This is a genomic window from Eubacterium sp. 1001713B170207_170306_E7, assembly GCF_015547515.1.
GTDB lineage: Bacteria > Bacillota > Clostridia > Eubacteriales > Eubacteriaceae > Eubacterium.
In genome coordinates, this window is sequence record NZ_JADMVE010000001.1 from 849,541 (window position 1) to 876,000 (window position 26,460).

The following is a 26,460-nucleotide window of genomic DNA, read 5'->3' on the forward strand; positions in this document are numbered from 1 at the left end:
ACCATGAAGCTGATCCTAACAAAAATCAAAGAACACCTTGGGCTGTTTCTCACCGCCATCTTTTTTCTGACGGTCGAGTCCCTCAGTGATCTTCTGCAGCCCACGCTCATGTCTCACATTGTGGACGACGGGGTAAAAAACCAGGACGTGGGCACCGTGCTCTATTTTGGCGCCATTATGCTGGGGGTGGCTTTTGTGGGCGCGGCAGGCGCGGTCATCCGGAACAACCTTTCGGTCCGCACCTCCCAGCAGATCGGGAAAGAGCTCCGCTCAGAGCTGTACCGGAAAATCCAGTCCTTTTCCTTTGAAAACATCGACCGGCTTCATCCCGCGTCTCTGATCACCCGCATTACCAACGACGTCACCCAGATACAGAATTTCATTAACGGTACCATGCGCATACTGGTCAAAGCGCCCATCACCTGCATTGGCGCCATCCTCCTCATCATTACCCAAACGCCCAGACAGACCCCGATGATTCTGATCATCCTGGTGGTTTCGACGCTGCTTATCCTGGGAAATATGCGCTTCGGCTATCCGAGGTTTGTACGGCTCCAGCGCAGGCTGGACCGTCTGAACAGTGTAAGCCGTGAGTTTCTGAGCGCCATCAGAGTGGTCAAGTCCTTTGGCAGAGAAGCCTATGAAACCAGCCGCTTTGCCACCGCCGCCGAAGAACTGGCAGGGGCCGGCGTCTCAGCCACCCGTGTGAGCGCGGTGTTTGGCCCACTGATCAACCTGACTGTCAACATTGGGATTGTGGTGCTGCTGTGGCTGGGGGGTACCGGAGGACATCAGGATGTGGGGAAGCTCATGGCCTCGGTCAATTATATGACCCAGGTGCTGTTTGCCCTGTCCATGGTTTCCAATATCCTCAATACCATGGTACGGGCCACCGCCTCGGCCGAGCGTGTCCAGGAGGTGCTCTCCGAAAGGCCGGCCATGTCCGAGCCGGAAACGCCCATGTCCGCCGCGGCCGGCGGCAGTGTTGCCTTTGAGCATGTTTCCTTCTCCTACAGCCATTCGCCTGAGAAGGCGCTGGAGGACGTATCCTTCAGTCTGGACAGCGGGCAGGTTTTGGGCATCATCGGGGCTACCGGCTCCGGCAAGTCCACACTGGTCAGCCTGATTCCAAGGTTTTATGACGCTGCCGGAGGGCGGGTGCTGGTGGGCGGCAGGGATGTGCGCAGCCTCAAAACCGCGGAGCTGCGGGCCCTCATTGGCATGGTACCTCAGAAAGCCCTGCTGTTTTCCGGCACCATCCGGGAGAATTTAAAATGGGGCGATCCGGACGCGGACGATAAAACCCTGGATGCCGCCGCCCATGCCGCCTGCGCCGATGAATTTATCAGCAGCTTTCCCAAGGGCTGCGACACGGTTCTGGGACAGGGCGGGGTGAACCTGTCCGGCGGGCAGCGGCAGCGGCTTTCCATCGCGCGGGCCCTGATCCGCCGCCCCGCGGTTTTGATAATGGACGACAGCACCAGTGCCCTTGACGCCACCACTGAGGCGGCAGTCATGAGCCGGATCCGGGAATACGCCAGGGGCGCCACCGTGATCCTCATCAGCCAGCGTATCGCCTCGGTCATGCGGGCGGATAAAATCCTCTGTATGGACGAGGGCCGTGTCTCCGGACTCGGCAGCCATGAAACGCTCATGGCAGAGAGCCCGGTCTACCGGGAAATTTATAAATCCCAGATAGGAGATGATGAACATGCCCGCCGCTAATCCCGCAGGACTGCCGCCAGCCCGGCGCTCACCCGGCAAACACAGGATGGCCGAGGTGGTTAAGCCCCAAAACATGAAGGGAACGCTGTCCCGGCTCTGGAGCCTGACCAGAGGCCACCGCCAGGGCCTGTGGCTGGTCTTTGTTTTATCTGGACTGGCCTCTCTTTCCGCCATGCTGGCGCCGCTGCTGATCGGAAAAATCATCGACAGCATCAACAACGGCCATCTGTCTGTTTCGCTCCTCGTTTTTCTGCTGCTCACCTACACGGGCGACTGGGCCGTCCGTTTCGCGCAGAATTTTGTCATGGCCTCGGTATCCCAGCGCATGATCTGTTATATCCGCAAAGCGTTGTTTGACGTGATGAAGGAGCTGCCGCTGGCCTTTTTTGACCGGAGCCCCCACGGCGACCTCATGAGCCGTCTCACCAATGACATCGACAATATCAGCTCCACCATTTCCGATTCCCTGGCGCAGCTCATGATGCTGGTCTTTACCTTTGTGGGGGTGCTTGGCATTATGCTTGCCCTCAATATCTGGCTGACGCTGGCGGCCCTGGCCGTCGTGCCTCTGGTTTTTTTGCTGACCCGCACCGTTACCCGCGTTACCCGAAAGCTGTATAAGCAACAGCAGGCGGCGCTCGGCCGGCTGGACGGCGAAATCGAGGAGACCATCTCAGGGCTGGCTCTGGTCAAGGCCTATGGCAGGGAGGAAGCTGTTATCGCGGAATTTGAGAAAAACAACGACGCGCTCTGTGATGTGGGCACCAGAGCCCAGGTCTGGTCCGGCTACCTCATGCCGCTCATGAATGTGATCAAAAACCTCAGCTTTATATCGGTCTCCATTGTCAGCGGTGTTATGGCCGCCCAGGGGCTGGTAAGCATCGGGACCATCTCGAGCTTTCTGCTGTACTCCAGGCAGTTTACACGCCCTCTCAATGAAATCGCCAATATTTACAATGTTTTTCAGACCGCCGTGGCCGGCGCTGAGCGGATCTTTGAAATCTTCGACGAAATCCCAGAGCCGCCAGACCCTCCGGACGCAATGCCCATTGTCCATCCCAGGGGCGACATCGCTTTCGACCATGTATTTTTTGGCTACACGCCGGATACGATGATCCTGAAGGATGTGAGCTTTGAGGCCAAAGCCGGAACCCGCGTGGCGGTTGTCGGCGCGACCGGAGCGGGAAAAACCACCATCATCAGCCTGCTGACAAGGTTTTATGATGTAACGGACGGACGTATTCTGCTAGACGGCCGCGACCTGAGGCATTACCGCCTGGCGGATTTGAGACGGTGCTTTGGCGTCGTGCTTCAGGATACGGCCCTGTTTCATATGAGCATTTTGGAAAATATCCGCTATGGGCGGGAGGACGCCGCGGACAGCGAAGTAATCGAAGCCGCAAGGGCCGCAGGGGCTCACGGGTTTATCAGCCGCCTGTCCGAGGGCTATCAGACAGTCATCACCGACGGCGGGGGAAGCCTGAGCCAGGGCGAGCGCCAGCTCCTCACCATTGCCCGCGCGATTCTGGCCGACGCGCCCATCCTGATTCTGGACGAAGCCACCAGCTCTGTGGACACACGTACCGAACGGCGCATCCAGGAGGCCATGCGGCGCCTTACACAGGGGCGCACCTCCTTTATGATCGCCCACCGGCTCTCGACAATCCGTGACGCAGACCAGATACTTCTGCTGGAAAACGGCCGTGTCGCTGAGATGGGCAGCCATCAGGAGCTCATGGCTTTGGGCGGCGTTTACTGCCGTATGTACAAAACCCAGCTGGGGATCGAAAATTAACGAAGCGGAGGGCACAGCACAATTTTGCGCTGTGCTTTTTGTATCTGCTTGACAAAGGTCCGGCGATACACTATGATTGATCATGAACGATGTTCATATTGAAAGGAGTGTCTGAAAATGAAGAAAATGATCAACACCGCTTTTACCTACGCGCTGCTCGCCATGGCAGGCGGTGTGTTTTACAGGGAATTTACAAAATTTAACCATTTTACCGGCCAGACCAACCTGGGCTTTGTCCACACGCATCTCTTTGTGCTTGGGATGATCGGCTTTCTGATCGTGGCGCTGTTTGTCAAAAACCTGCCCGACGTTATAACCGACAGGAAATTCAAGGCGTTTTATATTCTGTACAACACCGGCCTCTGTATCACAGCCGTAACACTGGCCTGGCGGGGGATTATTCAGGTGCTGTCGATTCCGGTCAGCGGCGCCTTGAGCGCATCCATTTCTGGTATCGCCGGGATCGGACATATTTTACTCGGAGTTGGAATCGTCTTGTTTTTTATAATCCTCAGGAAAAAAGCCGACTGAAAAAAGGACAGCCACGCGTAATGTACGCGGCTGTCCTTTTTGCTTATCCTAATTCTGAATGACGGTGAAGCGGCCGTCTCCGCTCGGGGCAATGGCACCGCTGCCGCTGATGGCCTGCTCGACAACCGCAGCAATGGAATCTCCGGTTTTTTCACAGGTAATGAAAAATTCCGCCGGGACCGTTTCATCCATGACAGCGACTGTGTACATCTGATCCGGGTCAATGGCCCGGCCATCGTCTGTTATGATCTTACGGATACGCTGCCCGGGCTCGGCTGACGGCGCGTACTCGGCCCGGAGGCCGGAAAAGTAGTAAAACCAGCCGGTCACGTTATTATCCACAGGAATGGCGTATTCCAGCGTTTGAATCAGGTTTTCGCCGGTCATGCTTACCTTCCAGAGCGTACCGGTCTCATCGTGCTTGAGGTCGGGCAGGATGCGCAGGACATCGGCCGAGGTAACGGGTCCGCTGTAAAAGCGTGCGCTGATGCCCTTGCCATTGTATTTTCCGTCCTTTCCGTTGTCCAGAAAGAGGGCGATATCACAGCCGCTCTGGCTGCGCATGGCGTCGGTGACAAAATTCCCGGTCTCAATCAGGGTAAAATCCGAGTCGGCCGTGCCGATGGCCGTCTCGTCCTCAGCCTCTGGCGGCGAGGTATTCTGAGCGTCCACCATTTTAATGACATCTTCCTTGGTCATATCTCCCCGCAGCAGACCACTCAAGCCCTTTCGCAGGGCAGGCTGAGCGTTTTCCAGTTCTGGAAAGGTGGTGTAGCGCCCGTGATTGAGGGTGGGGAGCAGCGCCTGAATTTCGGGGACATCCGGCGGCGCCACACCAACGAGACTCGAGAACATGGCGCCGGTATCCGCGCCCAGGGCCTCCTGGCCTTCCGGGGTGGAGATATAATCCATGAGCTTAAGCGCCAACTCGTACTTTTCTTTATTTTCAGGCTCCGCGAGGTGCTTATTCATGCCGATATAGCAGACCCGGTACAGCCGTGCCCATTCGTTGTCAATGCCGGGATTAAAAAAGGGCATCAGGGCAAACTCATCCTCGGAGCCCAACAGTGAACTTGCCATCCTCGCCATTAAAACCGAATCCTCCACCATGGCGCATTCGCGGGTTGTGAGCATGCGCTCCCGGTCAGAGTAGGAAATATCCAGGTCGCTCTTTTTCCATACACCCGCGTCGCACATTTCCTTAAATACATCGAGCGCCGCGCCAAAATGGTCGCCAAAGCTCCCGTTTCCGGCGTTATAGCTGTCCAGCCACTGGGCGTCCTGGGGCTTACTGTAAAAATTTCCGTAATTGTAGCCCACAAAGGCTGTATCCAGGACCTCCTCATTTTCAAAGCCAAACTGGATGGAACGCATACCGCTGTCCTCGATGGTTTTGCAGAGCGCGATGAAGCTGCTGTAATCCGTCGGAACATTCCAGCCCTTTTCCTGAAAAAGGGTTTTATTGTAGATAATTCCCCTGACCTGGGCGGGACCGGGGAGGTAGTAGAGGCTGCCGTCCTGGGACATTTCATTGAGCGTCGACAGGTTGTACCGGCTGGTGAAAGCCATTCCTGAGAGGTCCAGAAGGCGGTCCTCAAGGTATTCTTCGCCCACGCTCATGGGCCAGGTCATAACAATATCGGTCAGGTCGTCATGCTCTAACCTTTTTTTGTACTCGTCTGTGCCCATACTGTGGGTATAGTTGCCGACCTGCACAATATCAATGTCCGGGAATTTTGCCTCCACGGCCTCTTCAAAGCGGTTGATGCTAAAGGCGTATTTAACCAGAATGGTCAGCTGTGTCCGTGAGGGATCAGCGGCCTTCTGCGACAGGATCTCGGCGTTTTCTGTTTTCTCAGGCGCGCTGCAGGAGGCCAGAAAAAGCAGCAGCGCAATGGCGGTAAAAACCAGTAACACCCGGATAAAAAACACTTTTTTTTCAGATTGCACAGCGGTGCCCTCCTTGTCTATTCAATATTTTTACCAAAAAGCAGACGTTCAAAATCCTTTATGCTCATGGGCTTTGCAAACACATACCCCTGAATATAATCGCAGCCGGCCTTTTTCAGCATTTCAACCTGGGCGCGCTCCTCAATCCCCTCGGCAACCGCCTCCATGGAGAGCGCCTTGGCCATGCTGATGATGTTTTTGACCACGGCCTCGCTTTTAGTAGACTGGGCGGCGCTTCCGTAGAAAAAGATGCGGTCCAGCTTCAGCGTGTCCACTGGAATGGTGCGGATAAGGTTCAGCGAGGAATAGCCGCTGCCAAAGTCATCCATGGAGCAGCCAAAACCGGCGCTCCGGATGGTCTCGATGATTTGGGCAAGCTGATCGGTATTTTCGAGCACGATACTCTCGGTCAGCTCAATTTCCAGATACTTGCGGTCAATGCTGTATTTTTCCGACAGCTCAATATAGGGCTTCAGGAAATGGGGGTCCTTCAGGTGCATTCTGGAACAGTTGATGGATATTTTGACCGGTGTCAGGCCATGATCCAGCCACTTCCGGAGCGTGCGGCAGACCTCCTCGAACACGTAGAGGTCAAGCTGTATGATAAACCCGTTTCTTTCAAAAAGCGGAATAAACTCATCTGGAAAAATCATTTTGCTGGGAGTGTTAAACCAGCGGACAAGGGCCTCGGCCCCGCCGATCACCTCTTCCGGCAGATGGTATTTGGGCTGAAGGTAAACCTGAAACTCCTTTTTTTGAATGGCGGCCTCCATCATGTCCTCCAGCTGTTTTTCACGCAGGAGCTGCTGCCTTGTGGCATCGTCATAGAAAGAATAATGCAGCTTGTTTTCAATGGCCTTGGCCGGACTGCGCAGCGCCAGCCTGGCGCGGTCAATCATCTGAGTGACAGGCAGGGAAGGGTCGATGACCACATAAATACCGTATTCTGTGACGGGCAGCGTCATCGAGGCGTTTTCAGCGTGTATTTTGGCATTGGCCGAAAAATACCACTCAGAAAACCGTGACAGCAGGGAAGCGTCGTCCTGATACTGCATCAGGATACAGAAATTGTCTGCTGAGAGGCGCCCCATACATTCCTCCTCTGACAGGCGGGACTGGATGTGCTGGTCAAAAAGACGCAGGATCAGGTCACAGTTTTTACGGCCGAACTGCTCATTTAATACCTTGAATTTCTCGATATTTGTAAAAACAACGGCGTAGGTGCCGGGCTCAGCCTTTTCCAGAAACCCACGGGCGAGATCGTAAAACCGCTGAATGGTGTTACCGCCGGTCACCCGGTCAACATAAGCGATTTCCTCCAGCTTTTTCCGGTGTTTGTTGAAGGTGTACAGGATAAAAGCGATTAAAAAGAGGAAAGCCAGACTGATAAAGCCGCAGATAACGAGGGTGCTTCTGAGCAGCGCCTCCGATTTCTGGTTAACCACCTGTACGGGCACAAAGTTCAGGAGATACCAGTCCCCCTGGGTGATCGGGGTATAGATCATATACCGGTGGACGCCGTCGGCGGTAAAGCTCAGCTGGTCGGACCGGTCTGCGTCGATATCGGCCTTTAATTTTTCCAGGCTGCTCCCATCGTCGAAGCTGGCGTCTTTGATCGAGGCGAAAATATTATAGCCGGTCTGCATGGCGTATTTAGAGGTGGGCCGGGTCACAGAGGTGCCGGATTTGGTAATGAGCTGTGAGTAAGCCTTTTCACCAAAGGACGACATGGAAAGAACCTGGTCAAAGGCCGCCGGGTCATAGCTGGCCATCAGGGCAATCATCTCCCGGCCGCCGACTCTCAGGCCGTTCAGCGGCACCGAAAAGATGATGTATTCCTGATTGTTGATCATCTGGGTCGTAGACAGGATCTCGCTTTTACCAAGGATCTTTTCCCGGGCCTCGGCGTCCAGATTTAAAAAAATACCTGTGCTGTCATCCACATTAAAGGCGTTACCATCGGTATCAATGAGCATCAGACTTTTGTAATTTGAGTGCGCGCGCTGACTCTGGAGAACGGGCTGGATATCGGAAAAAGCGGGATATGCCTTACCTTCCTGTGACGACGCCATGGTGTACAGAACGTTAAAATTATCGGCCAGAATAAGGTCGATATTTTTACAGATCCGGGATGAAACTTCCTGAAGATAGGTTTTGCTCTCATCACGAATGGTTGAGTACAGCCTCTGGTAATATTGAAAGCAAAAAAGAACGGTGACGACACAGACGCCGATCAGCGTCAAAAAAACCCAACGGTACCCTTTAACGGCTTCAAGAAAAGGATGCCGCCCCTTTGATTTCTCCAATACTCTACCCCCTGTAGATAAATGATGTACTTTTTTTATGAAATGAAGTCGACATCAAGTTTTTGTTTAATATTATATCAGAATTTGTCCGAAATAGCGATGGTTTTATTTAAAATATACCGCCCGAATTAAAAATAAACAAGAGACCCACGCAGCTTTGCACAGGTCTCTTGTTTTAGTTGATCAATCCGAGTTCTGATAAGCAAAATGCGCCTCCGCCACGAGAAAGCTCGTGGCGTTATCTTTACCCTGCGCCGACGCCCTTGAACAGCTGGCCTATCAGGCGGAATCCGGAACCTGGCGTAACGCCTATTTATCCGGCGCTAAGGAGCTTCGGGATGGAACCACCACCGACACAGCGCTTAAAGCCAACACCAGTATCGAAGGGAACCAGGACATTCTCAAAAAGCTGACCGAGCACATGGTGACCTTTGAATATTTCTTTAATATCGTCGAACCCTGAGTCAGGATTGGAGCACGGCACACTTTTGCGCCGTGCTCTTTTTGGATTCCCTTTTGACTTTTACCTGCACTTATTGTAAGATAGGAAGGCTAACGAAATAAAAAATTAAAGAGGATACAATGCATTACGATAAAGAGATGATTAATAAAAAGGTGCTGCCCCTGGTCACCAAGCCGATCACCTATCAGGGCAATGAGGTGGGCGCTGTACACAAAGACCTGACACCTGGTATGATCCGGTACGCCTTTGCTTTTCCCGATACCTATGAGGTGGGGATGTCACATCTGGGGATGAAAATATTGTACAGCCTGCTCAATGACCAGAAGGATATCTGGTGTGAGCGCGTATTTGCGCCCTGGGTTGATATGGAGGAACAGCTGCGCAGCCGGGAGATTCCCCTTTACGCGCTGGAATCCATGGACCCTGTTTCCGAATTTGATTTTGTGGGTTTTACCCTCCAGTATGAGATGAGCTATACCAACCTCATCAATATGCTGGAGCTGGGGGGGATCCCCCTGCTCTCAAAGGACCGGGATGAAGCGACGCCCTTTATTATGGCGGGCGGCCCCTGCTCCTACAATCCGGAGCCTCTGGCTGATTTTGTGGATATTTTTGTCATCGGCGAGGCGGAGGAATCCATTCTGGAGCTCATGGACGCCTACCGGAGCTTTAAGGCAGAGGGCGGCGCGCGAATTGACTTCCTGAAAAAGGCCGCAGCCATCGAGGGCGTCTATGTTCCGGCTTTTTACGAGGCCTCTTACCATGAGGACGGAACCTTAAAGGCTTTCACCCCGGTTGTTGGGGAAGCGCCGGAAAAAATCCGCAAGCGCTACATAAAGGACCTCGACAGCGCTTATTATCCAGAGACCTATATCGTACCTTATACCGAAACGGTCCACGACCGGGTAAGCTATGAAATCTTCCGTGGCTGCGGGCGTGGCTGCCGCTTCTGTCAGGCCGGTATGATTTACCGCCCGATCCGCGAAAAGGGCCTGAGCACCATCGAGGAAGGCATCAAAACACTGCTCAAAACCACCGGTTATGAGGAAATCTCTCTGGCATCCCTAAGCTCCGGAGATTACTCAAAAATCGAAACACTTATCGAGGATCTGGTTTTCGACTACGAGGATCAGTGCATTGGCGTGTCCCTGCCGTCCCTCCGTATCGATTCCCTGAGCATTGACATGCTGGAACAAATCCAGAAAATCCGGAAAACAGGCATTACCCTTGCGCCGGAGGCTGGTACCCAGCGTATGCGCGACGTCATTAACAAGGGCGTTACCGAAGAAAACCTCCTGAGCACAGTCCGCACCGCCTTTGAACGCGGCTGGGGCCATATCAAGCTCTATTTTATGATCGGCCTGCCCACAGAAACCGCGGAAGATATTGCCGGCATTGCCGCTCTGGGGCAGAAAGTTTTGGACGAATACGCTGCTGTGCCGAGAGAAAACCGCAATAAGGCTGTAAAAATCGTATTGAGTACCTCCTGCTTTGTGCCCAAGCCTTTTACACCCTTCCAGTGGTTTGGACAAAACACCGGCGGGCAGTTCATCGAAAAACAGAAGATGCTGAAATCCCTGATCAAAGACCGGAAAATCTCCTATAACTGGCACGACGGCTCCCTGAGTTATCTGGAAGCCGTGTTCGCCAGAGGTGACCGCCGTTTAGGCAAGGTTCTTCTGGCCGCTCACGAGGCCGGCTGTAAATTTGACGGCTGGCAGGAGCACTATGACCATCAGAAATGGTTGTCTGTTTTTGAGAAAACAGGCGTTGATCCGGATTTTTACGCTCTGCGCAGCCGAAGCTTTGAGGAACTGCTGCCCTGGGATTTTATTGATATCGGCGTCACCAAGGCGTTTCTGCAGAAAGAATGGGAAAAATCTGCAGAAGAAGCGCGGACACCCTATTGCCGCGAGGGCTGCAGCGATTGCGGCGTTATGCAATTCAATAAAGGATGGAAATGCCATGAGCACTATACGGTTTAAATTTACACGCGGCGAGGAGCTGCGCTTCATATCACATTTAGATCAACAGCGTCTGTTCCAGCGCGCCTTCCGGCGTGCCGGGCTGAATATCGCCCATTCCAACGGTTTTAACCCGCATCCCAAGCTATCCTTTGCTTTGGCCATGTCCGTTGGGCTCATGAGCGACAGTGAGTACGGCGATGTGGTACTGACTTCTGATATTGACCTGATGGCGTTTACCAAAAGGCTGAACGCCGCATTACCCAAAGGCCTGAAGGTCGTTGAGGCCCGGAAGATTCCGCAGGGAAAAGCCTCCCTGAGCGCGTCGCTGACAGACAGCAGCTACCGGATCGAGGTGATGCTTGCGGCTGGAATCAATGCAGCGTCTCTGGATGAATTATTAAAAACATATTTGTCTCTGGACGAGGTGATCCTTGAAAAAAGAAATAAAAAAGGAAAGCTGGTACCTAAGAACATCCGGCCTTTTATCAAAGACATCAAGGTTCTTTCTATAGAGGAGGAAACAGCTGTGCTGGAGCTTAAGCTTAAATATATTGAGCAGCAGAGCGTGAAGCCCGAGCTGGTTTTACAGACGGTTAACCAGTCTGTAAAGCCATGCTTTATCATAGATCCAACCGTTGTTATGACCCGAAAAGAGCTGAATCTTAATTCCTGATACTGTTTACAGGAATGTTTAAGACGTCTGCTAAACCGCGGAACCCAGTGTTATAAGGGGTTTCGCGTTAGTTTATTGCTTTAATGTGCACGTTTACAAAACTGTTACGCTTTGTTTACGAAAAAACCGTTTACAAAGACTGAGATCGTGGTATAATATAGACAAATCAAAGATCAAAGAAACATCAGTAATCTTTGAAAGGTCTTTAACAAGTGAATAGAAGCTCAGCTTTGGTAATGAAAATCAAAAATGGTGATTATTGAAAATAGGTTGTATCAACACCTAAAAGAAGTAAACCCCAAAAGATTTTTATTAAGAGTATGAAAAAAAGGAAAACCAAAAAATATCCGTAACAAGATGTTGATGCAATAAGTCAATAATCGTAGTAAGATGTTAATGGTCGAATGGAATTTCAGAATTTAATAAACCCTAAGATAACAACAATCTAATGGTATCACTTGCTGGCTTGAAAAGTACATAAGTAAAAAATCAGATAGGGACATAGCCTAAAGCTGGAGGAGTACACGACTTATAGCATATAGAGACTTAAGCGTCGAAGAATCCATGGAGTAGGTGATATTACATAAACGTGTTCCATATCAAAAAGGATTTTGAACGTGTAGCCTAGTAAAGGACTGTAAGGATCGCAAGTTGAGGAACTATTCAAAAAAGATAAAAGATACTGAATGCAGCATTTGATATTTGGTTTAAAGATTCGAAAGGAGTGAGTCCAAAAGACATGCTAACTGAATCTGAACGCTAAGACCAGTTTTACAGAAACACCGAAACGAAGTAAAACTGGTCTTAGTCATTTTTTGAGACCGAGCCTGTTTCTAGGAGAAACCGACCGGTTTTTTTTATTTCCGGCTTTTTTCAGCTTTTTTAAAAAATATTTTAAAAAGTACTTGACAAAACGATATGTAACAAATATAATTACAGTATAAACAGTAACAAAACAAGTTACAAATAAATCGGCAAGTTTATTACCGTAAAAATTTTTTAAAGTTGAAGGAGTAAGAGAAATGAAATCACAGGAAGAAAAATTGTATGTAAACCCATTGTTGGACGAAAACGCAGTTGACAAGGCACCAGGCGCAGGCTATCACAATCCGCTTCAGGAATCCAGAGAAACCCGAAACGAAGAAGCCATTCTGGCGAGCTGTAAGTGTAAGAAGAATGATCCCAATGACGCCGCACCAGAAGCTGCAGCAGAAGAAAAACCCGCCAGCGAAGTAAAGGCAGAAATGTATGCCAACCCGCTTTTAGACGAGGATGCAGTGGATAAGGCACCAGGCGCAGGCTACCACAACCCGCTTCAGGAATCCAGAGAAACCCGAAACGAAGAAGCCATCCTGGCGAGCTGTAAGTGTAAAAAGAATGATCCCAATGACGTCGCACCAGAAGCCGCAGCAGAAGAAAAACCTGCCAGCGAAGTAAAGGCAGAAATGTATGCCAATCCCCTTTTAGACGAGGATGCAGTGGATAAGGCGCCAGGCGCAGGCTACCACAACCCGCTTCAGGAATCCAGAGAAACCCGAAACGAAGAAGCCATCCTGGCGAGCTGTAAATGTAAGAAAAACTAATCCAAATTATCGAGAACGCCCAAGACTATTTTTTAAAATAGCTTTGGGCGTTTTCGATTTTTTGAAATATTTTTTTACTTTAGGATTTTTTAACAATTTTCCGTTTATACTAAGGACATCACTTAAGAGAGAGGTGTCAATTTGTTTTTCAGAATTTTCAAGAATGACCTGCGCAAAAAGAAAACCACCAACAGCGTGCTGCTGATTTTTATTGTATTGTCTGCCATGCTGGCAGCCGGAAGCATGAATCTCATGGTCACAACTGCCACCGCGCTGGACTATTTCTTTGACGCGGCCAAAATATCTGACGCGGCTTTCACCATTAATTATCCCATAGAAGGTGAAGCGGAAATGACTGGCAGAATACAGAAATGGGTTGAGAGCAGCCCAGTCATCACAGATTATCAAAATGCCCGGGTGGTCAGTATAAAGCCTGAGGAATTTCTGCTGCCAGGAGCTTCTTCGGATAAGGCGATAGCCTCCTCCATGATGCTCTATCTCCAGACCATTCCAGAGGATATGAACCTGGTTTTCAATGAGCAGAACGCTCTTTTCAAACTGAACCCCGGTGAAATGGCGGTTCCAGTATACCTGAAAAGCCAGTACGATCTGGAAATGGGGGATACGGTCAAAATAAAAATCGGCGGTACCGAGAAGGCTTTCCGGATCACAGCCTTTACAAAGGATGCTGCCTGGGGCGCCGCAATGGTTGGCGTTAAGAGGCTTATGGTTTCAGATACTGATTTCAGGGTTCTTAAACAGCTTTCGGAGGAAAGCGGCCAGATACAGGGAAGCCTGCTCTCGGTACAGACGGCTCCTGGAACAAAGGACATTGACCTTTTTACCAGCTATAGCGATGCTGGACTGCCGGATGTGGGAAATCTGACCAAGGGACTGGTACGCGTTGCCTATATGGCGGTGGATGGTGTGGTCGCTGCTTTTCTGTTTCTGGTCTGTATTTTTCTGACGGCCATCGGTTTTCTGATCCTGCGCTTCACCATTGTCTCGGCAGTGGAGGATGACTATCGGGAAATCGGCGTTATGAAGGCACTCGGCTTTAAAAACCGGCAGATCAGGAGGCTGTATCTTTCTAAATACATTATTCTGTCGCTGATGGCAGGGACAGCCGGTTTTCTGCTCAGCATTCCCTTTGCGGGCTATATGTCCAAAAGCATCTCTGAATCGCTGATCATGCCTCAAAATAGACTGGGTCTGCTCATGGCTGCCCTTGGAGCCGCGCTGGTCGTTGGCCTGACCCTTCTGTTCTGCCAGCTCTGCCTGAGAAGGCTTGCCCGGATCTCGCCTGTAGACGCCATCCGCCAGGGCAATACCGGCGAGCGCTTCAAGCCGGTTGGGCGCAGCGCTCTGTACCGCAGAAAAAAAATGCCGCCAGTGGTATTTATAGCGCTGAATGATCTCATATCACGTTTTAAGAGCTATACGGTTCTGGCCATCACCTTTGTCCTCTGTATCGCTGTGATGATTATTCCGCTCAATCTGCGGCATTTTATCACCGGCACAGAAATGATGACCTACCTGGGCATGAGCGGTGGCGATTTTTATGTTGCCGGCAGCAACAGCTATATGGATACCGCAGATATTGAAGCCCTGCGGCGATCAATCGAAGATGCCCTGAAAAAGGATATACCAGAGCTTGAGGTGCAGAGTGAATACATCTCCTCCGTTAAAATCAGTACCGATGATGAAAAAACAAAGGAAACAGTCAGTGAAACCATGATGGCCTGGCCCCTTGACCAGTACGCCTACACAAGCGGAACAGCACCGCAGCTGAAAAACGAAGTTGCCTTGACTGAAAGCATTGCAGCGCGTTACGGAAAAACCGTTGGAAACACCATCCGCATCACGACAGACAGCCAGGAAGAAAGGGATTTCATAATCACAGGCCTGTATAACAGCGGGATGAACCTTGGGAATGTGCTGCGGCTGGGGCCGGATAATTCCTTAAAACAGGGCTACAACGTAAATTTTGTGGGCAGACTGCCGGAAGGGGATCATGAGGCCATGATTGATACGTTAAAGGCAAACCATAAAGACCTGAAGGTTATGACCCCGGCGGATTACTCAGCGCAATACAGCGGCGGATTCGCAGACCAGCTCAACACCATTGTTCTGATCGTTCTGATGATCATTGCGCTCATTGTTTTCCTGATCACGGCCCTGTTTATCCGCCTCAGAATTCTGGAACAGAAACAGAGCATTGCCATTATGAGAAGCAGCGGTTTCCGCGTCTCACAGATCAGAAACGGTCTGGCACTACAGATTTTTCTGGTGCTCATGGCCTCAGCCATTGCGGGAAGCCTTTTATCGGGGGTTTTTGGTGAGCCGATGATGAACAGCCTGTTCAGCCTCTTTGGTGTCGGCGGCCATATCAGCTTTAGCGGAAACTTTTTTGAAATTTATATCCTTTGTCCGCTCGCGCTTTTAGCCGTTGTAATGACCGCTGTTTTCACCGGCTGCGGCAAAATAAAGCGGATACATATCTGGGATATCACAGGAGAATAATTATGAAAACATTACTCGAAGTCAGGGACCTCTGTAAAACCTATATTGTCAATAAGCAGCAGAACAATGTGCTGCGCAACGTAAATCTGAGCATTGGGGAAGGGGAATACACCGCGGTGATGGGGCCTTCCGGTTCCGGAAAATCTACGCTGCTTTACACGGTCAGCGGCATGGACCGGCTGACAGCCGGAGAAATTACGTTTGATGGACGGAGGCTTTCATCCATGAACGAGGAAGCCATGGCGTCTCTCAGACTCACGGAGATGGGCTTTATCTTTCAGCAGATGTATCTTTTGAAAAACCTGTCTATCTATGATAATATCATCTTATCCGCTTATATGGCGAATAAGCGCAGCCGGCCGGAGATAAACGCCGATGCCGATGTGCTTATGAAGCAGCTCGGCATCATCGAGCTCGCCGACAATGATATTTCTGAAACCTCCGGCGGCCAGCTTCAGAGAGCCTGTATCTGCCGCGCGCTCATCAACCGGCCAAAAATTCTTTTTGCGGACGAGCCAACAGGCGCCCTTAATTCAAGGGCGGCGAGAGAGGTAATGAATGTACTCGATCAGGTGAACGCCCAGGGAACCGCGCTCATGGTGGTGACCCACGACCCGGCCGTTGCGGCCCGGGCGGACCGGGTACTTTACATAAGAGATGGAAACATCAACGGCGAATACCATCTGCCCAAAGCACCTGATTGTGCAAAAGATCGTGAGCGCGGCCTAAACCACTGGCTCATGGATATGGGATGGTAAAAACAGAGAAATAAAGGAGGACATATGGAAACGGATATTCTGCTCATTGAGGATGACAAAGCCCTGGGCTCAATCATAAAAGACTTTTTAGAACGGGAGGGTTATCCGGTTAAATGGTGTACTGCCGGTGAGCAGGGACTGGCTTATCTTGAGCACGCTGCGGTAAAGCTGGTACTGCTGGACATTATGCTGCCGGATATCGACGGTTTTACCGTGTGCACAAGAATCCGGAGCCGCCAGAATCTGCCGGTGATTATCATCAGCGCCCGCAGCGGCGATGATGACCAGATCACAGGTCTTAACCTGGGCGCGGATGATTATATGGGTAAGCCGTTTTCCATCGGCCTGCTTCTGGCCAAGATAAAATCCCAGCTGCGCCGCAGCTATGGGAACCGGGCGGAAAACCCGCTTTTACGCGATAAGGACCTGGTGGTTGACACCGCTTCCCGTACAGTGTGCCTGAAGGGGGCGCCCCTCGACATAACCCTTAAAGAATATGAACTTCTGGTGCTGCTTTTGGAAAACGCCGGGAAAACCCTGCAAAAGGACTGGATTTTTGATAAGGTATGGGGTGTGGACTGCTTCAGCGAGCCCTCCACCTTAACAGTGCATATCGGCAAGCTTCGCGAAAAAATTGAAGCAGATCCCAAAAATCCCCGGCGCATCAAGACGGTTTGGGGCGTAGGCTATCGCTATGAGACATTATAGACTTTTGATTTTTGCGGTATTTTTCGCGGGAATGGCGGCTGTTATCCTTTTAGCCTTGGAGGCACGGCGTTCGTTCGAGCAGAGCAGCCGGGAATACCTGATCGAGATCAACCGCCTGACGGACGCACTCTCGGCAGACGAGGGCGCCATAAGCACGATGCTCCCTCAGATGAAACGGGTAAAAACCTGTGACTGGCTGCCGGAAGGGGCAGACGAACAGGAGACCGCGTCTTTTTTTACCGGTGCTGGTATGAACGGGGATTATAAGATAATGCCCGTTTACCGCGACGGGGTTCTGGCTGGCTATGCGCGGTTTACCTACACACCTGAGCAGAGCAGTCTCTACCGGCTTTTAAAAACAGCGGTTGTCTGTATGGCGCTGCTCACGCTGATTGCTTTGAGCGCGCTTATTTATGTCGGCCAGAAAATACTGAAGCCTTTTAACCGGGCTTCAAGTCTTCCTGAAGCATTGGCAAAGGGAAAGCTGAGTGAAGGCCTTAAGGAAGAAAAAAACCGGTATTTCGGACGGTTCATCTGGGGACTTGATATGTTGCGGGAAACGCTTGGTGACGAGCGGCAGAAGCGTCTGAAGCTTGAGCGGGACCGCAAAACCCTGGTAGCTTCTCTCTCTCACAATATCCGTACGCCACTGGCCGCTATCCGCCTTTATGCCAGCGCCCTTTACACCCACCTGTACCAGACCCCGGAAAAACAGGACGAATGTGCCCGGTTAATTGAGGCTAAGGTGGTGCAGATTGAGGGACTGGTTGATGAGATTATCAAAAGCTCATCGGAGGCGATAAGTGAAGCTGAGATCTGTAACCGGGATTTTTATGTGGGCGATTTTATGAAAGGGCTCGGAGATGGCCTGCACCGCCAGATGGAACAGCGGCATATTCTCTTTAAGATGATATGTGATGAAAACCGCCTGGTGTACGGAGACCCCGAGCGTTTGACAGAGGTGATCGAAAATATTGTTGAAAATGCTGTAAAATACGGAGACGGCCGGGAAATTCAGATAAAGTGCGCGCAGGAAGAAGGGCATGAGCTCATCCGTATCCAGAATTCCGGCAGACCGGTTCGTGAAAATGAGATCACCAGCCTCTTTAACAGCTTCTGGAGAGGCAGTAATGTGCAGGGCCAGACTGGAAACGGGCTGGGGCTGTACATCAGCAGAACCTACCTCAGACAAATGGAAGGGGAGCTTACCGCTGAGATTCTGGAAAACGGCATGGCCTTTACACTCATTCTCAAGATTTCGTAGGAATTAAATATTTCTTAATTTTACAAATTTGTTACAAGAAAAACCTTTACATTTGCATGTAATCGTATTATAATATAGACAAATCAAAGATCAAGATCAACAAAAGTTGAAAATGACAGATTTGGAAGGTCATTGAAAAGTAAATAAGTCCCAACGACCAAGGATTAAACTATAAAGAGCAACAGTGGCTTACTCGGAAACAATAATTTATTATAAAACAGTAGGACACGTTCATCATATATTTTGATCATCATTATTTTACACAAATTATCGTTAATGTTTCGGTTGAATAATGGATTGAAACGGATAATCGAAAGTAATTTAGTAGGTAGCCTTTAAAGCGTGTGCAGACAAATCTGAAGGACAATGAGTATTATATTTATAGCATATCGAGTCTTAAATGTGAAAGTTGTTGAGTAAGGCGTCTCACAAAGATAAATGATAAAGATAGACACAGGATAAACTGAAAAATACGAGTAGAGCATTACAATTGAATAGGGAATAAGGTTGGGATGGTGTTTACTTAACAACAAATGAAGATTTTGAGATTTGAAAGCCAATTGAAGGGAGTGAGTCCAAAAGACATGCTAACCGAGATTGAACGCTAGAGCCGGTTTGCCAGACGTAAATAAAAGGGCAGATCGGTTCTAGTTATTTTTTGTGTTTTCTTTTGGACGCAGGCGCTTGTCAAAAAAAATATTTTGTGGTAAGGTTATCTCTGGAATTTTTTAAACTAAAAGGAGATTATCATGCGATACGAATATACGACACAGGGCGTATGCTCCCGCTCCATCACTTTTGAAGTGGAGGACGGCATCATTAAGAATCTTGAGTTTCTGGGAGGCTGTAATGGTAATGCCAAGGGAATCGCCGCCCTGGTAGAAGGCTTACGGGTCGAGGAGGTCATTCCAAAGCTAAAGGGCATCACCTGCGGCTATAAAACCACTTCGTGCCCCGACCAGCTTTCCAAAGCCCTGGAAGCGCTTGAACAGGCATAGGCCTTAAGTTAAGAACTGTTAAAAACATTGTATACAATCGTATAATCAGGGTACTTTTATTCATTTGAATCCGTCATCAGCTTATCTGCTTGAATTATTATGCATAATGCTGTATAATAGGACTTGAGTTTAAAATCATTAGGAGGAGAGAAATGAAAATGAATAAGAAACTTATCGGCGCTTCCGTAGCGCTGCTGCTCACGGCATCCCTGACACTGGCAGGCTGCAGTGGCGGTGAAAAGAAACAGGCCGAAGATCCTCTGGCTGACGGTGTATTAAAAATTGGTACAAACGCAACCTATGTTCCACTGGAATACCGTGACGAAAATAATGAAATGATCGGTTTTGACATCGACCTTGGAAACGCCATCGCCGAAGAAATGGGTGTTAAGGCTGAATGGGTAGACACTGCCTGGGATGGTATTTTTAACGGCTTGAACGCAAACCAGTATGAAACCATTATTTCAGGAACCAGCATTACTCCGGACCGCCAGAATGGTTTCAGCATGTCTGATCCTTATATGGTAAACGGGATCGTTATCGTATCCAGAAATGACGAAACACCGGCTAAAACAGCGGAAGACCTGAAGGGTAAAAAAGTCGGCGTTCAGATCGAAACCACTGCCGATATCGCGGCACAGGCCATGATCGACAATGACGGAAATACCATGAACCTGAACAAATTTGACGCCATGCTCGATGCCTTTGCGGCTCTGGAAGGAAAGACCATTGATTATATTTTGACAGACCAGCCCGTCGGTCAGTTTTATACCGGTCTGAAGCCTGATGTTTACAGCGTTACTTCTGATATTTTATCCAATGAACCGATTGGTGTGACCATGCGTAAAAACGATACTGAATTTGCAGCAAAAATGAATGAAACACTGCAAAAATTAAGAGACAACGGCAAATTGGCTGAGCTCTCCCAGAAATGGTTTAAAAAAGATGTTACACAGAACATCAACATGGACTTAAAAGTCATTGAATAGATTGCCTTAAAAGGAGCCTCCGGGCTCTTTTTTATTTCCGAATTCATTTCTAAAGAATTCTGAAGAAATCTGAAATTCTAAGCTTTTTCTGGAGAATTCTGGTAGAATAGAGACAAATGATAAGGAGGAGTACAAATAATGAAAGCAAAAAGAATTTTAACCTTTGCCATTGCGGCGCTCATGGTTTTCTCTTTGACCGCCTGCGCAAAAAAGAACGCCCCGGCACAGACAGGCGATACCCCCGGTATGGAAGTAACCGCAGATCCATCGACACCAGAGGGGACAGTAAAAATCGTTTTTGACGCGTTTAAAGACAAGGACGCAAAAACCCTGAACGAAAATATCAAGATAAGCCTCGGCGGGGAATTCGGGGCACTGAGCGGTCTGACCTCAAATGATAATCAGCTGCTTACCGATGCCCAGGACCCTGAGTCTCAGGAGCTTCTTACAAACCTGACTGAGGATTTTTCCTATAAGATCCTCGAGAGCCAGACAAACGGCGACCAGGCAACGGTTAAGGTTCAGGTAACGAACCGCGACCTGTCCCAGGTGATCAATAAACTGATCGGCGAGGATCCCTCTGAAGACCGGTTTTTAAACCTGGTAAAGGAAGCCAAGGGAAAAACCGTGACCAATGAGCTCGATCTTCCTGTGGTGAAGGAAAATGGCAAATGGATGGTAAACATGGATACAGGTGCCGTCAACGCTGTTTTCGGCAATATTATGAGCGCAGACATCATGAACGCCATCAAGGACAGTCTGAAAAGCCAGCAAAACTAAATAATAACGGATAATATGATAAAAAACGCCGGCGCTTCGCATAACATCGGAGGCCGGCGTTTTTTATGCCTGTTTCCGCACAGGTCTGACATATTTACAGAACTGTTCCGGATTGTAATACAGATAAATGATTCGGTCAGGGGAGGTATCAAAACAGTAGCCGGTACCTTTAAAATCAAAATTGGACATGGCCTTTTCAATCTTCTCCTCCACGGTACGGTTTTCCTGCTCATAATCGAAGGGGCCGTGCTCAAAAACAATGTACTCAGCCTCGGGCACGTCAATCATAAGCATTTGCGGCGGCACCTCGCCTTTGTAGTCAATGGGAAGCCGCACACCGTAGCACTCCGTACGCGGAAAGCCCCAGTCGCAGAGCCGGCCCGCCGGGTCATTGATATAGGCCATAATCTGGCCGCTGCCGCTGTTTGTTTCACTGCCGCCGTCATCATCTAATTTTCCCTTAATGCTGTCGAGTAAGCCGCAGATTGTTTCGCAGTCCTGTCCTGGAATAAGACGCTGCTTTTCCCAAAAATCCCAATAACCATTGCTCTCACTGTTTTTTATATGCAAAAACTTGTGCGCTGAGATGGTTACAAAATAAATTTTAATATCCTCTGTAGATTTTACCATACCGATCTCTCCAAATCCTAAAAAGTAGCGGTCAAAAGGGGTTAGCTTTGTGCGGAGAACGACCAGTCTGGGGTTTTTCCGGTATGCACTTGGCGTGATACCATACGTTTTTTTAAAAGCCCTGGTAAAAGCCTCGTGTGAAGAAAATCCGTAATCAAAAGCAATATTCAAAATGTTTTTTTTACTGTCGCGAACCTCTTTCAGCGCAAAAGCCAATTTTCGGTGCCTCAGGTAATCCCTGAACGCCATACCGGATATTTCTTTGAATTTCCTCGTTGTATAAAACTCGGAATATCCCAGCTTTTGTGAAAGAAAACGTAAGGTCAAAGCCTCGTCGTTATAGTTTTTAATGCACTGATCAATTTCATCAACAATTATCTGAATTTGCTTTTGCCACTCGTACATTCTTCCGTTCACCTCGTTTCAACCGCTCTACATTTATTATAGGGAAAGTGAGCGTCCGCCGCTTGATTTTACTTGCACTGATTCTTAACTTTTTAACAGGGAGGGTAACGCCCCGAGCGTGTGTATTTCGTAATCAGCATGAATGCCAAGGGAGTTTTTCTCCCTGCCCGGATTATACCAGCAGGTATCAATACCGGCGTTTATGCCGCCCTGAATATCAGAGGTCAAGGAGTCTCCGATGACCAGCGACTCGGCTGGATTGTAGCTGGGAATACGGGCGGCCATATACTCAAAAAATTCTTTCTGAGGCTTTTGCGCCCCGGCATCCTCAGAGACAAAGACACCGTCCATGAGCTTGTCAAGGCCGGTGGCTGAGAGGCGGCTGTACTGGGTGCTCGAAACACCATTCGTGATAATATACAGCCTGAAATCCGGCTTTAAAGCACGGCAGAGGTCATAGGCCCCGTCAATGAGAAAGGCCCCCCGTCCCAAAGCCGGCTGATAATCGGCCTCAAAGGCATCGCCGTCAATATCCAGCCCGAGCTCAAGAAATAAAAGCCGGAAGCGGCTGGTAACCAGCGTATCCTTGTCAATCAGCCCATGCTCAAAATCTTTCCAGAGGCCGTGGTTGATGTCCGCGTAAAGGTCCAGAATCTCCCTTGTCGGATGAACGCCATATTTTCTAAAGGTCTGGTCCAGAGCCTGGGCCTCTGTTTTTTTAAAATCCATCAGCGTGCCGTCGGCATCAAACAGAAGCGTCGTGTATTTTTTCATGTTCAGCGTGAATGTCCTTTCATAATCTGCCGCAGGCGAAAATAATAAAAAAGAATGGCAGCGGCAAGCAAAACTGCAAAACCAATAATAATATAGAGTGTTACTCTGTTCTGCACCATAACATCGCCCGAATAAATCATGGACAGAAAAATGGTGTTAAAAAGATTGACAAAAAGCAGGTCCGCAATGAGGATAATGGTGCGTGTCAAGAGGCGTATGCGCTCAAAAGCGGATGCGTTGTAAATGTTCAGGCCATCCTCAATGTGCCTGGTGGCATTGATATTTGTGACCGCCGCTGGAAAAAAGCTGATGATGGTGATGATTACAAACATAATGCTTTCGATCATGATCATGGGTACCAGCGTAAAGGCTTTTTTACTGTAGCGGATCACCTCACCCTCAGCGTTAAATTTTGAGATCAGCCGTTCAGGAATCTGGTCCCAGCAGACAATCAGATAAATGATCATCCCGAAAAAGCTGATCAGCGTAAGGGCCAGCAGAATTTTCTGGCTGATGGTCCAGCGAACTTTATCGTCCATGGCCTCACCACTCCAGGGTCAGCCCGACACCAACCTCCCGCTTAAGCGGAACGGCCTGATGGATGGCGGCCCTTACCCGGAAAGAGGTGCAGTGGCAGGGAAGCAGGCTTTCGATATGGTTGTCTTTAAAATACTGGATTGTCTGGTCGACCTGTTCGCCCAGCTTGAACAAATGAAAGCCCCCGATAATGCCAAGCACCCGGCTGTCGCCCGCAACAGCTTTGGCGTGTTCTACAATGTTGCAGATCCCGGAATGTGAGCAGCCTGTCACAATATAGATGCCTGCCGCCGTGGTGTAGACCAGCGCAGAATCGTCAAAAAGAAAGTCGGAATTATCTTTACAGCTTTCTCCTCCGGTGGTTCCAATGGCCTTTCGCGGCTCGAAATCCATAAGCTGAGGAATTTCACCTAAAAAAGTAAAATTTGGGCTGACCTTGTAGGGCGCTTTGGTTAAAATCAGCTGGCTTTTTTCATGCAGGGTCATCTCAGACAGGGTGATCCCGATGCTTTCGCCGTCAAACTGTTTTTCGGACAGGGCCTCGGGATGGGCGATGATTTTAAGCCCGGGATTGTCGAAATGATCAAAATAGGCTGGAAGTCCGCCGGTGTGGTCGTTGTGGCCGTGGGAGAGCACGATGGTGTCAATGGCTGACAAATCAATGCCGAGGCGTCTGGCGTTTTCGATGTAAATATCTGAATAGCCTGTATCCAGAAGAAAGCGCGAGCCCTCGTCCTCAATATAGTAACACAGGCCTGGCTCACCCAGGTAGTAATGGTCGATGCTGGTATGATTATCAACAAGTACGGTCAGTTTCATATAAAAGACTCCTTTCAGGATTCATTTAATCTTATTATAAAGAAAAGGCATTGACTCCGCAATGCCTTTAACTTAGAATACAGAAATCAGGATTAAAAGATATCATCCTCGGTGTGACGCGAAAAAAATACATTGCTGCTGTCAAATATGTCCACCTGCCCCTCAGAGCTCACACGTTTTGCAGCCGCGCGTGGCCGGCGGTAATCCGCGGTTCTGCCCGGCCTGGAATAACGCATTGACGGCGGCGCTGTTTTGCCGCCCAGAGAGGAACGTACAGAGCCGCGGGTCTCTCTGGCGGAGCGCACCAGAAGCGCCAGCGCGATAATGCCCATGACCATACTGACCGTTATGGCAAGGCCTAAAAAGTAATTGGTGAAATCACCGATGGCGATACTGCCAAAGCCCTTTCCGTAATTAAAAAGAAACGGCGAATTGACCGCCACAAATGCCGGTGAAGCGCTGGAGAAGTCTAAAGTGGCGGCTTTAAAAAAGGCGGGCATGTTTAAAACAACGGCCAGCAGCACAAACAGACAGGCGATGTACAGGATCTGGCCCGGGATGGCCGAGCCGCTTGTCTTTTTCAGCGATAAAAAGGACAGAACCAGCGTGATAACCGCAAGAGCCGCATACAGGGCAAAGCTCACAAGGGCAAAGGTCTGAAAGCCTGTAAAGTCAATGGACAGCGCGGTATCCACCACCAGGGTGGAGAGGCGGATTACAAGCGCCATAACGCCAGTGGCCAGAAGGAATACCCTGAAGGCCAGATGTAATTTATTCATGGCACAGCCTGTCTAAAGCCTCTATCAACACGTCCACCATGGCATCGGTCATGGCCCAGGAGGTTACAAACCGCACAGCGGTATGTCCATCGTCGATAACTTCCTGATCTCTGAAGGAGATTTTTTCTCTCAGCGCAGTGATCAGCTCATTGGGCAGTATCGGAAAAATCTGGTTGCTGTGGGAGTCGACCAGGAAGGGAAAGCCCTTGTCCTCAAAGGCTGCCTTCAGCCGGGCGGCCAGCGCGTTGGCGTGAGCGCCAAGTTCCAGATAAAGCCCGTCTTTAAAAAGCTCCTCAAACTGAATGCCAAGAATACGCCCTTTGGCAAAAAGGCCGCCGCGCTGCTTCAGCGTAAAATTAAAATCCTCCGCCAGCGCCGGGTTGACAAGGATCAGCGCCTCGCCGAACAGGGCGCCGCATTTCGTGCCTCCGATATAAAAGGCGTCGCAGAGCTCCGGAAAATCAGACAGCGCCAGATCGTTTCCGGGTGCTGTAAGGGCAGAGGATAGGCGCGCGCCGTCCACATAAAGATACAAGCTGTTTTGGTCGCAGACACGCCGTATGGCGGTCAGCTCAGCCTTTGTATAAACCGTGCCGATTTCTGTGGAATCGGACAGGTAAACCATTTTGGGCGCGACCATATGGTGATCGGTGTGGGCATCAACCCCCGACTGGATTAACTGCGGGGTCAGCTTGCCGTCCTCTGCCGGCATGGTGATAATCTTATGCCCGGCCGCCTCGATGGCGCCGGTCTCATGGGTGCAGATATGGCCGGTTTCAGCGGCAATCACTGCCTGCCAGGGCTTTAACGCATGGGCGATAAAAGCCATGTTGGTCTGGGTACCGCCAGATAAAAAATAGATATCGCAGGCCAGACAGCCGATGGCTTTTTTGATTAACGCGCGCGCGTTGTCGCAATGGGGGTCTTCCTCATAACCCTCGGTCTGCTCAAAATTGGTGTGGGCTAACGCTTCCAGAATTCTCGGATGTGCCCCCTCACAATAGTCACTGCTGAAAAGAATCATACGCGCTCCTTTCGGTTAGCCTTGCCAGTAAATTCATGGACTGCCAGCCTTAAAACGGCGGTGTGGCTCAGCACCTTTTCATCAAAATCCCAGTCGTCACGGCCGCTGTAATGGCGCATTAAGTGGCTGAGAGCGGTCTTTTTAGCGTCAGAATCAGTCACCTTTTCCAGAAGTCCCCATCCTACGATACTCATGAACTGAGTAGAGTAATGACAGGCTTTGGGCCCGGTGACCAGCTTTTGTCCACAGTCCAGCTCAAATCCAACCCGGTTATCGCCGGCCATGAGCTCAAGCTTGCGGCCTTCATCGGCACAATGAAAGAAGAGGGTTAGCGCACCGCCCTCCAGGGTATATCCATAACTGAGCGGAACAATATAAGGTGCCCCGCCGGTGTTTAATGCCAGACGGCAGGTATCCGCTGTTTCCAGGATCTGCCGCATGAGCTGTTCGTCTTTAATTTCTCGATTTGCTTTACGCAT

The 26,460-nt window shown here is 49.9% G+C and carries 23 protein-coding genes; 14 read left to right on the top strand and 9 right to left on the bottom strand.

Features of this window, described 5'->3' with window-relative positions; translation table 11 throughout:
* Positions 1-3: 3 nt before the first annotated feature.
* The 3 genes from I2B62_RS04205 (at position 4) to I2B62_RS04215 (ending at position 4,051) form a co-directional block, all read left to right on the top strand.
* The gene (locus tag I2B62_RS04205) at positions 4-1,725 is read left to right on the top strand and encodes an ABC transporter ATP-binding protein (RefSeq protein WP_195267706.1); all 1,722 of its coding nucleotides are present in this window, start codon (positions 4-6) and stop codon (positions 1,723-1,725) included.
* A complete protein-coding gene (locus I2B62_RS04210) occupies positions 1,712-3,520 on the top strand; it encodes an ABC transporter ATP-binding protein (protein WP_195267707.1) in 1,809 nt (602 codons plus the stop codon). Before I2B62_RS04205 ends, I2B62_RS04210 begins: the two co-directional genes overlap by 14 nt.
* A gap of 117 nt (positions 3,521-3,637) precedes the next feature.
* Complete coding sequence (locus I2B62_RS04215) at positions 3,638-4,051, top strand: DUF2871 domain-containing protein (RefSeq protein WP_195267708.1); 414 nt, start codon at positions 3,638-3,640, stop codon at positions 4,049-4,051.
* 48 nt (positions 4,052-4,099) lie between these two features.
* Here the strand turns inward: I2B62_RS04215 and I2B62_RS04220 are convergent, their stop codons facing one another.
* Positions 4,100-6,001 carry an extracellular solute-binding protein gene (locus I2B62_RS04220; RefSeq protein ID WP_347707788.1) on the bottom strand — a complete coding sequence of 634 codons (1,902 nt, stop codon included), beginning with the start codon at positions 5,999-6,001 and terminating at the stop codon, positions 4,100-4,102.
* A 17-nt stretch (positions 6,002-6,018) separates the two neighbouring features.
* Positions 6,019-8,307: an EAL domain-containing protein gene (locus I2B62_RS04225; protein WP_195267709.1), complete on the bottom strand. Its 2,289-nt coding sequence runs from the start codon at positions 8,305-8,307 to the stop codon at positions 6,019-6,021.
* A gap of 232 nt (positions 8,308-8,539) precedes the next feature.
* Between I2B62_RS04225 and I2B62_RS04230 the strand changes: the two genes are divergently transcribed.
* The 11 genes from I2B62_RS04230 to I2B62_RS04280 all read left to right on the top strand — a co-directional run bounded on the left by I2B62_RS04230 (position 8,540) and on the right by I2B62_RS04280 (position 21,013).
* Entirely contained in the window at positions 8,540-8,770 is a 231-nt protein-coding gene (locus I2B62_RS04230) for an alkyl sulfatase dimerization domain-containing protein (RefSeq protein ID WP_347707789.1), read from the top strand.
* A gap of 119 nt (positions 8,771-8,889) precedes the next feature.
* Positions 8,890-10,755 carry a TIGR03960 family B12-binding radical SAM protein gene (locus I2B62_RS04235; protein WP_243259404.1) on the top strand — a complete coding sequence of 622 codons (1,866 nt, stop codon included), beginning with the start codon at positions 8,890-8,892 and terminating at the stop codon, positions 10,753-10,755.
* Positions 10,736-11,410, top strand: a complete 675-nt coding sequence (locus I2B62_RS04240) for a TIGR03936 family radical SAM-associated protein (protein ID WP_195267710.1) — start codon at positions 10,736-10,738, stop codon at positions 11,408-11,410. The genes I2B62_RS04235 and I2B62_RS04240 overlap by 20 nt, the downstream gene beginning before the upstream one ends.
* Positions 11,411-12,432: 1,022 nt before the next feature.
* A complete protein-coding gene (locus I2B62_RS04245) occupies positions 12,433-12,993 on the top strand; it encodes a hypothetical protein (protein ID WP_195267711.1) in 561 nt (186 codons plus the stop codon).
* A 141-nt stretch (positions 12,994-13,134) separates the two neighbouring features.
* Entirely contained in the window at positions 13,135-15,516 is a 2,382-nt protein-coding gene (locus I2B62_RS04250; protein WP_195267712.1) for an ABC transporter permease, read from the top strand.
* Between the two features lie 2 nt (positions 15,517-15,518).
* Positions 15,519-16,274, top strand: coding sequence for an ABC transporter ATP-binding protein (locus tag I2B62_RS04255; protein ID WP_195267713.1), 756 nt, complete (start codon positions 15,519-15,521; stop codon positions 16,272-16,274).
* 24 nt (positions 16,275-16,298) lie between these two features.
* Complete coding sequence (locus I2B62_RS04260; RefSeq protein WP_195267714.1) at positions 16,299-16,982, top strand: response regulator transcription factor; 684 nt, start codon at positions 16,299-16,301, stop codon at positions 16,980-16,982.
* Positions 16,969-18,246: a HAMP domain-containing sensor histidine kinase gene (locus I2B62_RS04265; RefSeq protein ID WP_195267715.1), complete on the top strand. Its 1,278-nt coding sequence runs from the start codon at positions 16,969-16,971 to the stop codon at positions 18,244-18,246. The genes I2B62_RS04260 and I2B62_RS04265 overlap by 14 nt, the downstream gene beginning before the upstream one ends.
* A 749-nt stretch (positions 18,247-18,995) precedes the next feature.
* On the top strand, positions 18,996-19,244 hold the full coding sequence (locus I2B62_RS04270) for a TIGR03905 family TSCPD domain-containing protein (protein WP_195267716.1): 249 nt from the start codon (positions 18,996-18,998) through the stop codon (positions 19,242-19,244).
* A 158-nt stretch (positions 19,245-19,402) separates the two neighbouring features.
* Entirely contained in the window at positions 19,403-20,233 is an 831-nt protein-coding gene (locus I2B62_RS04275; RefSeq protein WP_243259405.1) for a transporter substrate-binding domain-containing protein, read from the top strand.
* 138 nt (positions 20,234-20,371) lie between these two features.
* Complete coding sequence (locus I2B62_RS04280) at positions 20,372-21,013, top strand: hypothetical protein (protein WP_195267718.1); 642 nt, start codon at positions 20,372-20,374, stop codon at positions 21,011-21,013.
* Positions 21,014-21,076: 63 nt separating this feature from the next.
* On the opposite strand, the gene I2B62_RS04285 is transcribed toward I2B62_RS04280, so the two are convergent.
* The 7 genes from I2B62_RS04285 to I2B62_RS04315 form a co-directional block, all read right to left on the bottom strand.
* Positions 21,077-22,048, bottom strand: coding sequence for a response regulator transcription factor (locus tag I2B62_RS04285; RefSeq protein WP_195267719.1), 972 nt, complete (start codon positions 22,046-22,048; stop codon positions 21,077-21,079).
* A gap of 84 nt (positions 22,049-22,132) precedes the next feature.
* Positions 22,133-22,822 carry a YjjG family noncanonical pyrimidine nucleotidase gene (locus I2B62_RS04290; RefSeq protein ID WP_195267720.1) on the bottom strand — a complete coding sequence of 230 codons (690 nt, stop codon included), beginning with the start codon at positions 22,820-22,822 and terminating at the stop codon, positions 22,133-22,135.
* A gap of 2 nt (positions 22,823-22,824) precedes the next feature.
* Positions 22,825-23,361 (bottom strand): DUF1648 domain-containing protein, encoded by a 537-nt coding sequence (locus I2B62_RS04295; protein ID WP_195267721.1) that lies wholly within the window; start codon positions 23,359-23,361, stop codon positions 22,825-22,827.
* A gap of 4 nt (positions 23,362-23,365) precedes the next feature.
* Positions 23,366-24,178, bottom strand: coding sequence for an MBL fold metallo-hydrolase (locus I2B62_RS04300; RefSeq protein WP_195267722.1), 813 nt, complete (start codon positions 24,176-24,178; stop codon positions 23,366-23,368).
* 92 nt (positions 24,179-24,270) lie between these two features.
* Positions 24,271-24,957 carry a hypothetical protein gene (locus tag I2B62_RS04305; RefSeq protein ID WP_195267723.1) on the bottom strand — a complete coding sequence of 229 codons (687 nt, stop codon included), beginning with the start codon at positions 24,955-24,957 and terminating at the stop codon, positions 24,271-24,273.
* Positions 24,950-25,981, bottom strand: a complete 1,032-nt coding sequence (locus I2B62_RS04310) for a low specificity L-threonine aldolase (RefSeq protein WP_195267724.1) — start codon at positions 25,979-25,981, stop codon at positions 24,950-24,952. Before I2B62_RS04310 ends, I2B62_RS04305 begins: the two co-directional genes overlap by 8 nt.
* Positions 25,978-26,460 carry a pyridoxamine 5'-phosphate oxidase family protein gene (locus I2B62_RS04315; RefSeq protein WP_195267725.1) on the bottom strand — a complete coding sequence of 161 codons (483 nt, stop codon included), beginning with the start codon at positions 26,458-26,460 and terminating at the stop codon, positions 25,978-25,980. Before I2B62_RS04315 ends, I2B62_RS04310 begins: the two co-directional genes overlap by 4 nt.

Bases quoted from the DNA above. Each gene is read 5' to 3' on its own strand.
- I2B62_RS04205 (WP_195267706.1), top strand. From the start codon at position 4: ATGAAGCTGATCCTAACAAAAATCAAAGAACACCTTGGGCTGTTTCTC.
- I2B62_RS04210 (WP_195267707.1), top strand. From the start codon at position 1,712: ATGCCCGCCGCTAATCCCGCAGGACTGCCGCCAGCCCGGCGCTCACCC.
- I2B62_RS04215 (WP_195267708.1), top strand. From the start codon at position 3,638: ATGAAGAAAATGATCAACACCGCTTTTACCTACGCGCTGCTCGCCATG.
- I2B62_RS04235 (WP_243259404.1), top strand. From the start codon at position 8,890: ATGCATTACGATAAAGAGATGATTAATAAAAAGGTGCTGCCCCTGGTC.
- I2B62_RS04240 (WP_195267710.1), top strand. From the start codon at position 10,736: ATGAGCACTATACGGTTTAAATTTACACGCGGCGAGGAGCTGCGCTTC.
- I2B62_RS04245 (WP_195267711.1), top strand. From the start codon at position 12,433: ATGAAATCACAGGAAGAAAAATTGTATGTAAACCCATTGTTGGACGAA.
- I2B62_RS04255 (WP_195267713.1), top strand. From the start codon at position 15,519: ATGAAAACATTACTCGAAGTCAGGGACCTCTGTAAAACCTATATTGTC.
- I2B62_RS04260 (WP_195267714.1), top strand. From the start codon at position 16,299: ATGGAAACGGATATTCTGCTCATTGAGGATGACAAAGCCCTGGGCTCA.
- I2B62_RS04265 (WP_195267715.1), top strand. From the start codon at position 16,969: ATGAGACATTATAGACTTTTGATTTTTGCGGTATTTTTCGCGGGAATG.
- I2B62_RS04270 (WP_195267716.1), top strand. From the start codon at position 18,996: ATGCGATACGAATATACGACACAGGGCGTATGCTCCCGCTCCATCACT.
- I2B62_RS04275 (WP_243259405.1), top strand. From the start codon at position 19,403: ATGAATAAGAAACTTATCGGCGCTTCCGTAGCGCTGCTGCTCACGGCA.
- I2B62_RS04280 (WP_195267718.1), top strand. From the start codon at position 20,372: ATGAAAGCAAAAAGAATTTTAACCTTTGCCATTGCGGCGCTCATGGTT.
- I2B62_RS04285 (WP_195267719.1), bottom strand. From the start codon at position 22,048: ATGTACGAGTGGCAAAAGCAAATTCAGATAATTGTTGATGAAATTGAT.
- I2B62_RS04290 (WP_195267720.1), bottom strand. From the start codon at position 22,822: ATGAAAAAATACACGACGCTTCTGTTTGATGCCGACGGCACGCTGATG.
- I2B62_RS04295 (WP_195267721.1), bottom strand. From the start codon at position 23,361: ATGGACGATAAAGTTCGCTGGACCATCAGCCAGAAAATTCTGCTGGCC.
- I2B62_RS04300 (WP_195267722.1), bottom strand. From the start codon at position 24,178: ATGAAACTGACCGTACTTGTTGATAATCATACCAGCATCGACCATTAC.
- I2B62_RS04305 (WP_195267723.1), bottom strand. From the start codon at position 24,957: ATGAATAAATTACATCTGGCCTTCAGGGTATTCCTTCTGGCCACTGGC.
- I2B62_RS04310 (WP_195267724.1), bottom strand. From the start codon at position 25,981: ATGATTCTTTTCAGCAGTGACTATTGTGAGGGGGCACATCCGAGAATT.
- I2B62_RS04315 (WP_195267725.1), bottom strand. From the start codon at position 26,460: ATGCGTAAAGCAAATCGAGAAATTAAAGACGAACAGCTCATGCGGCAG.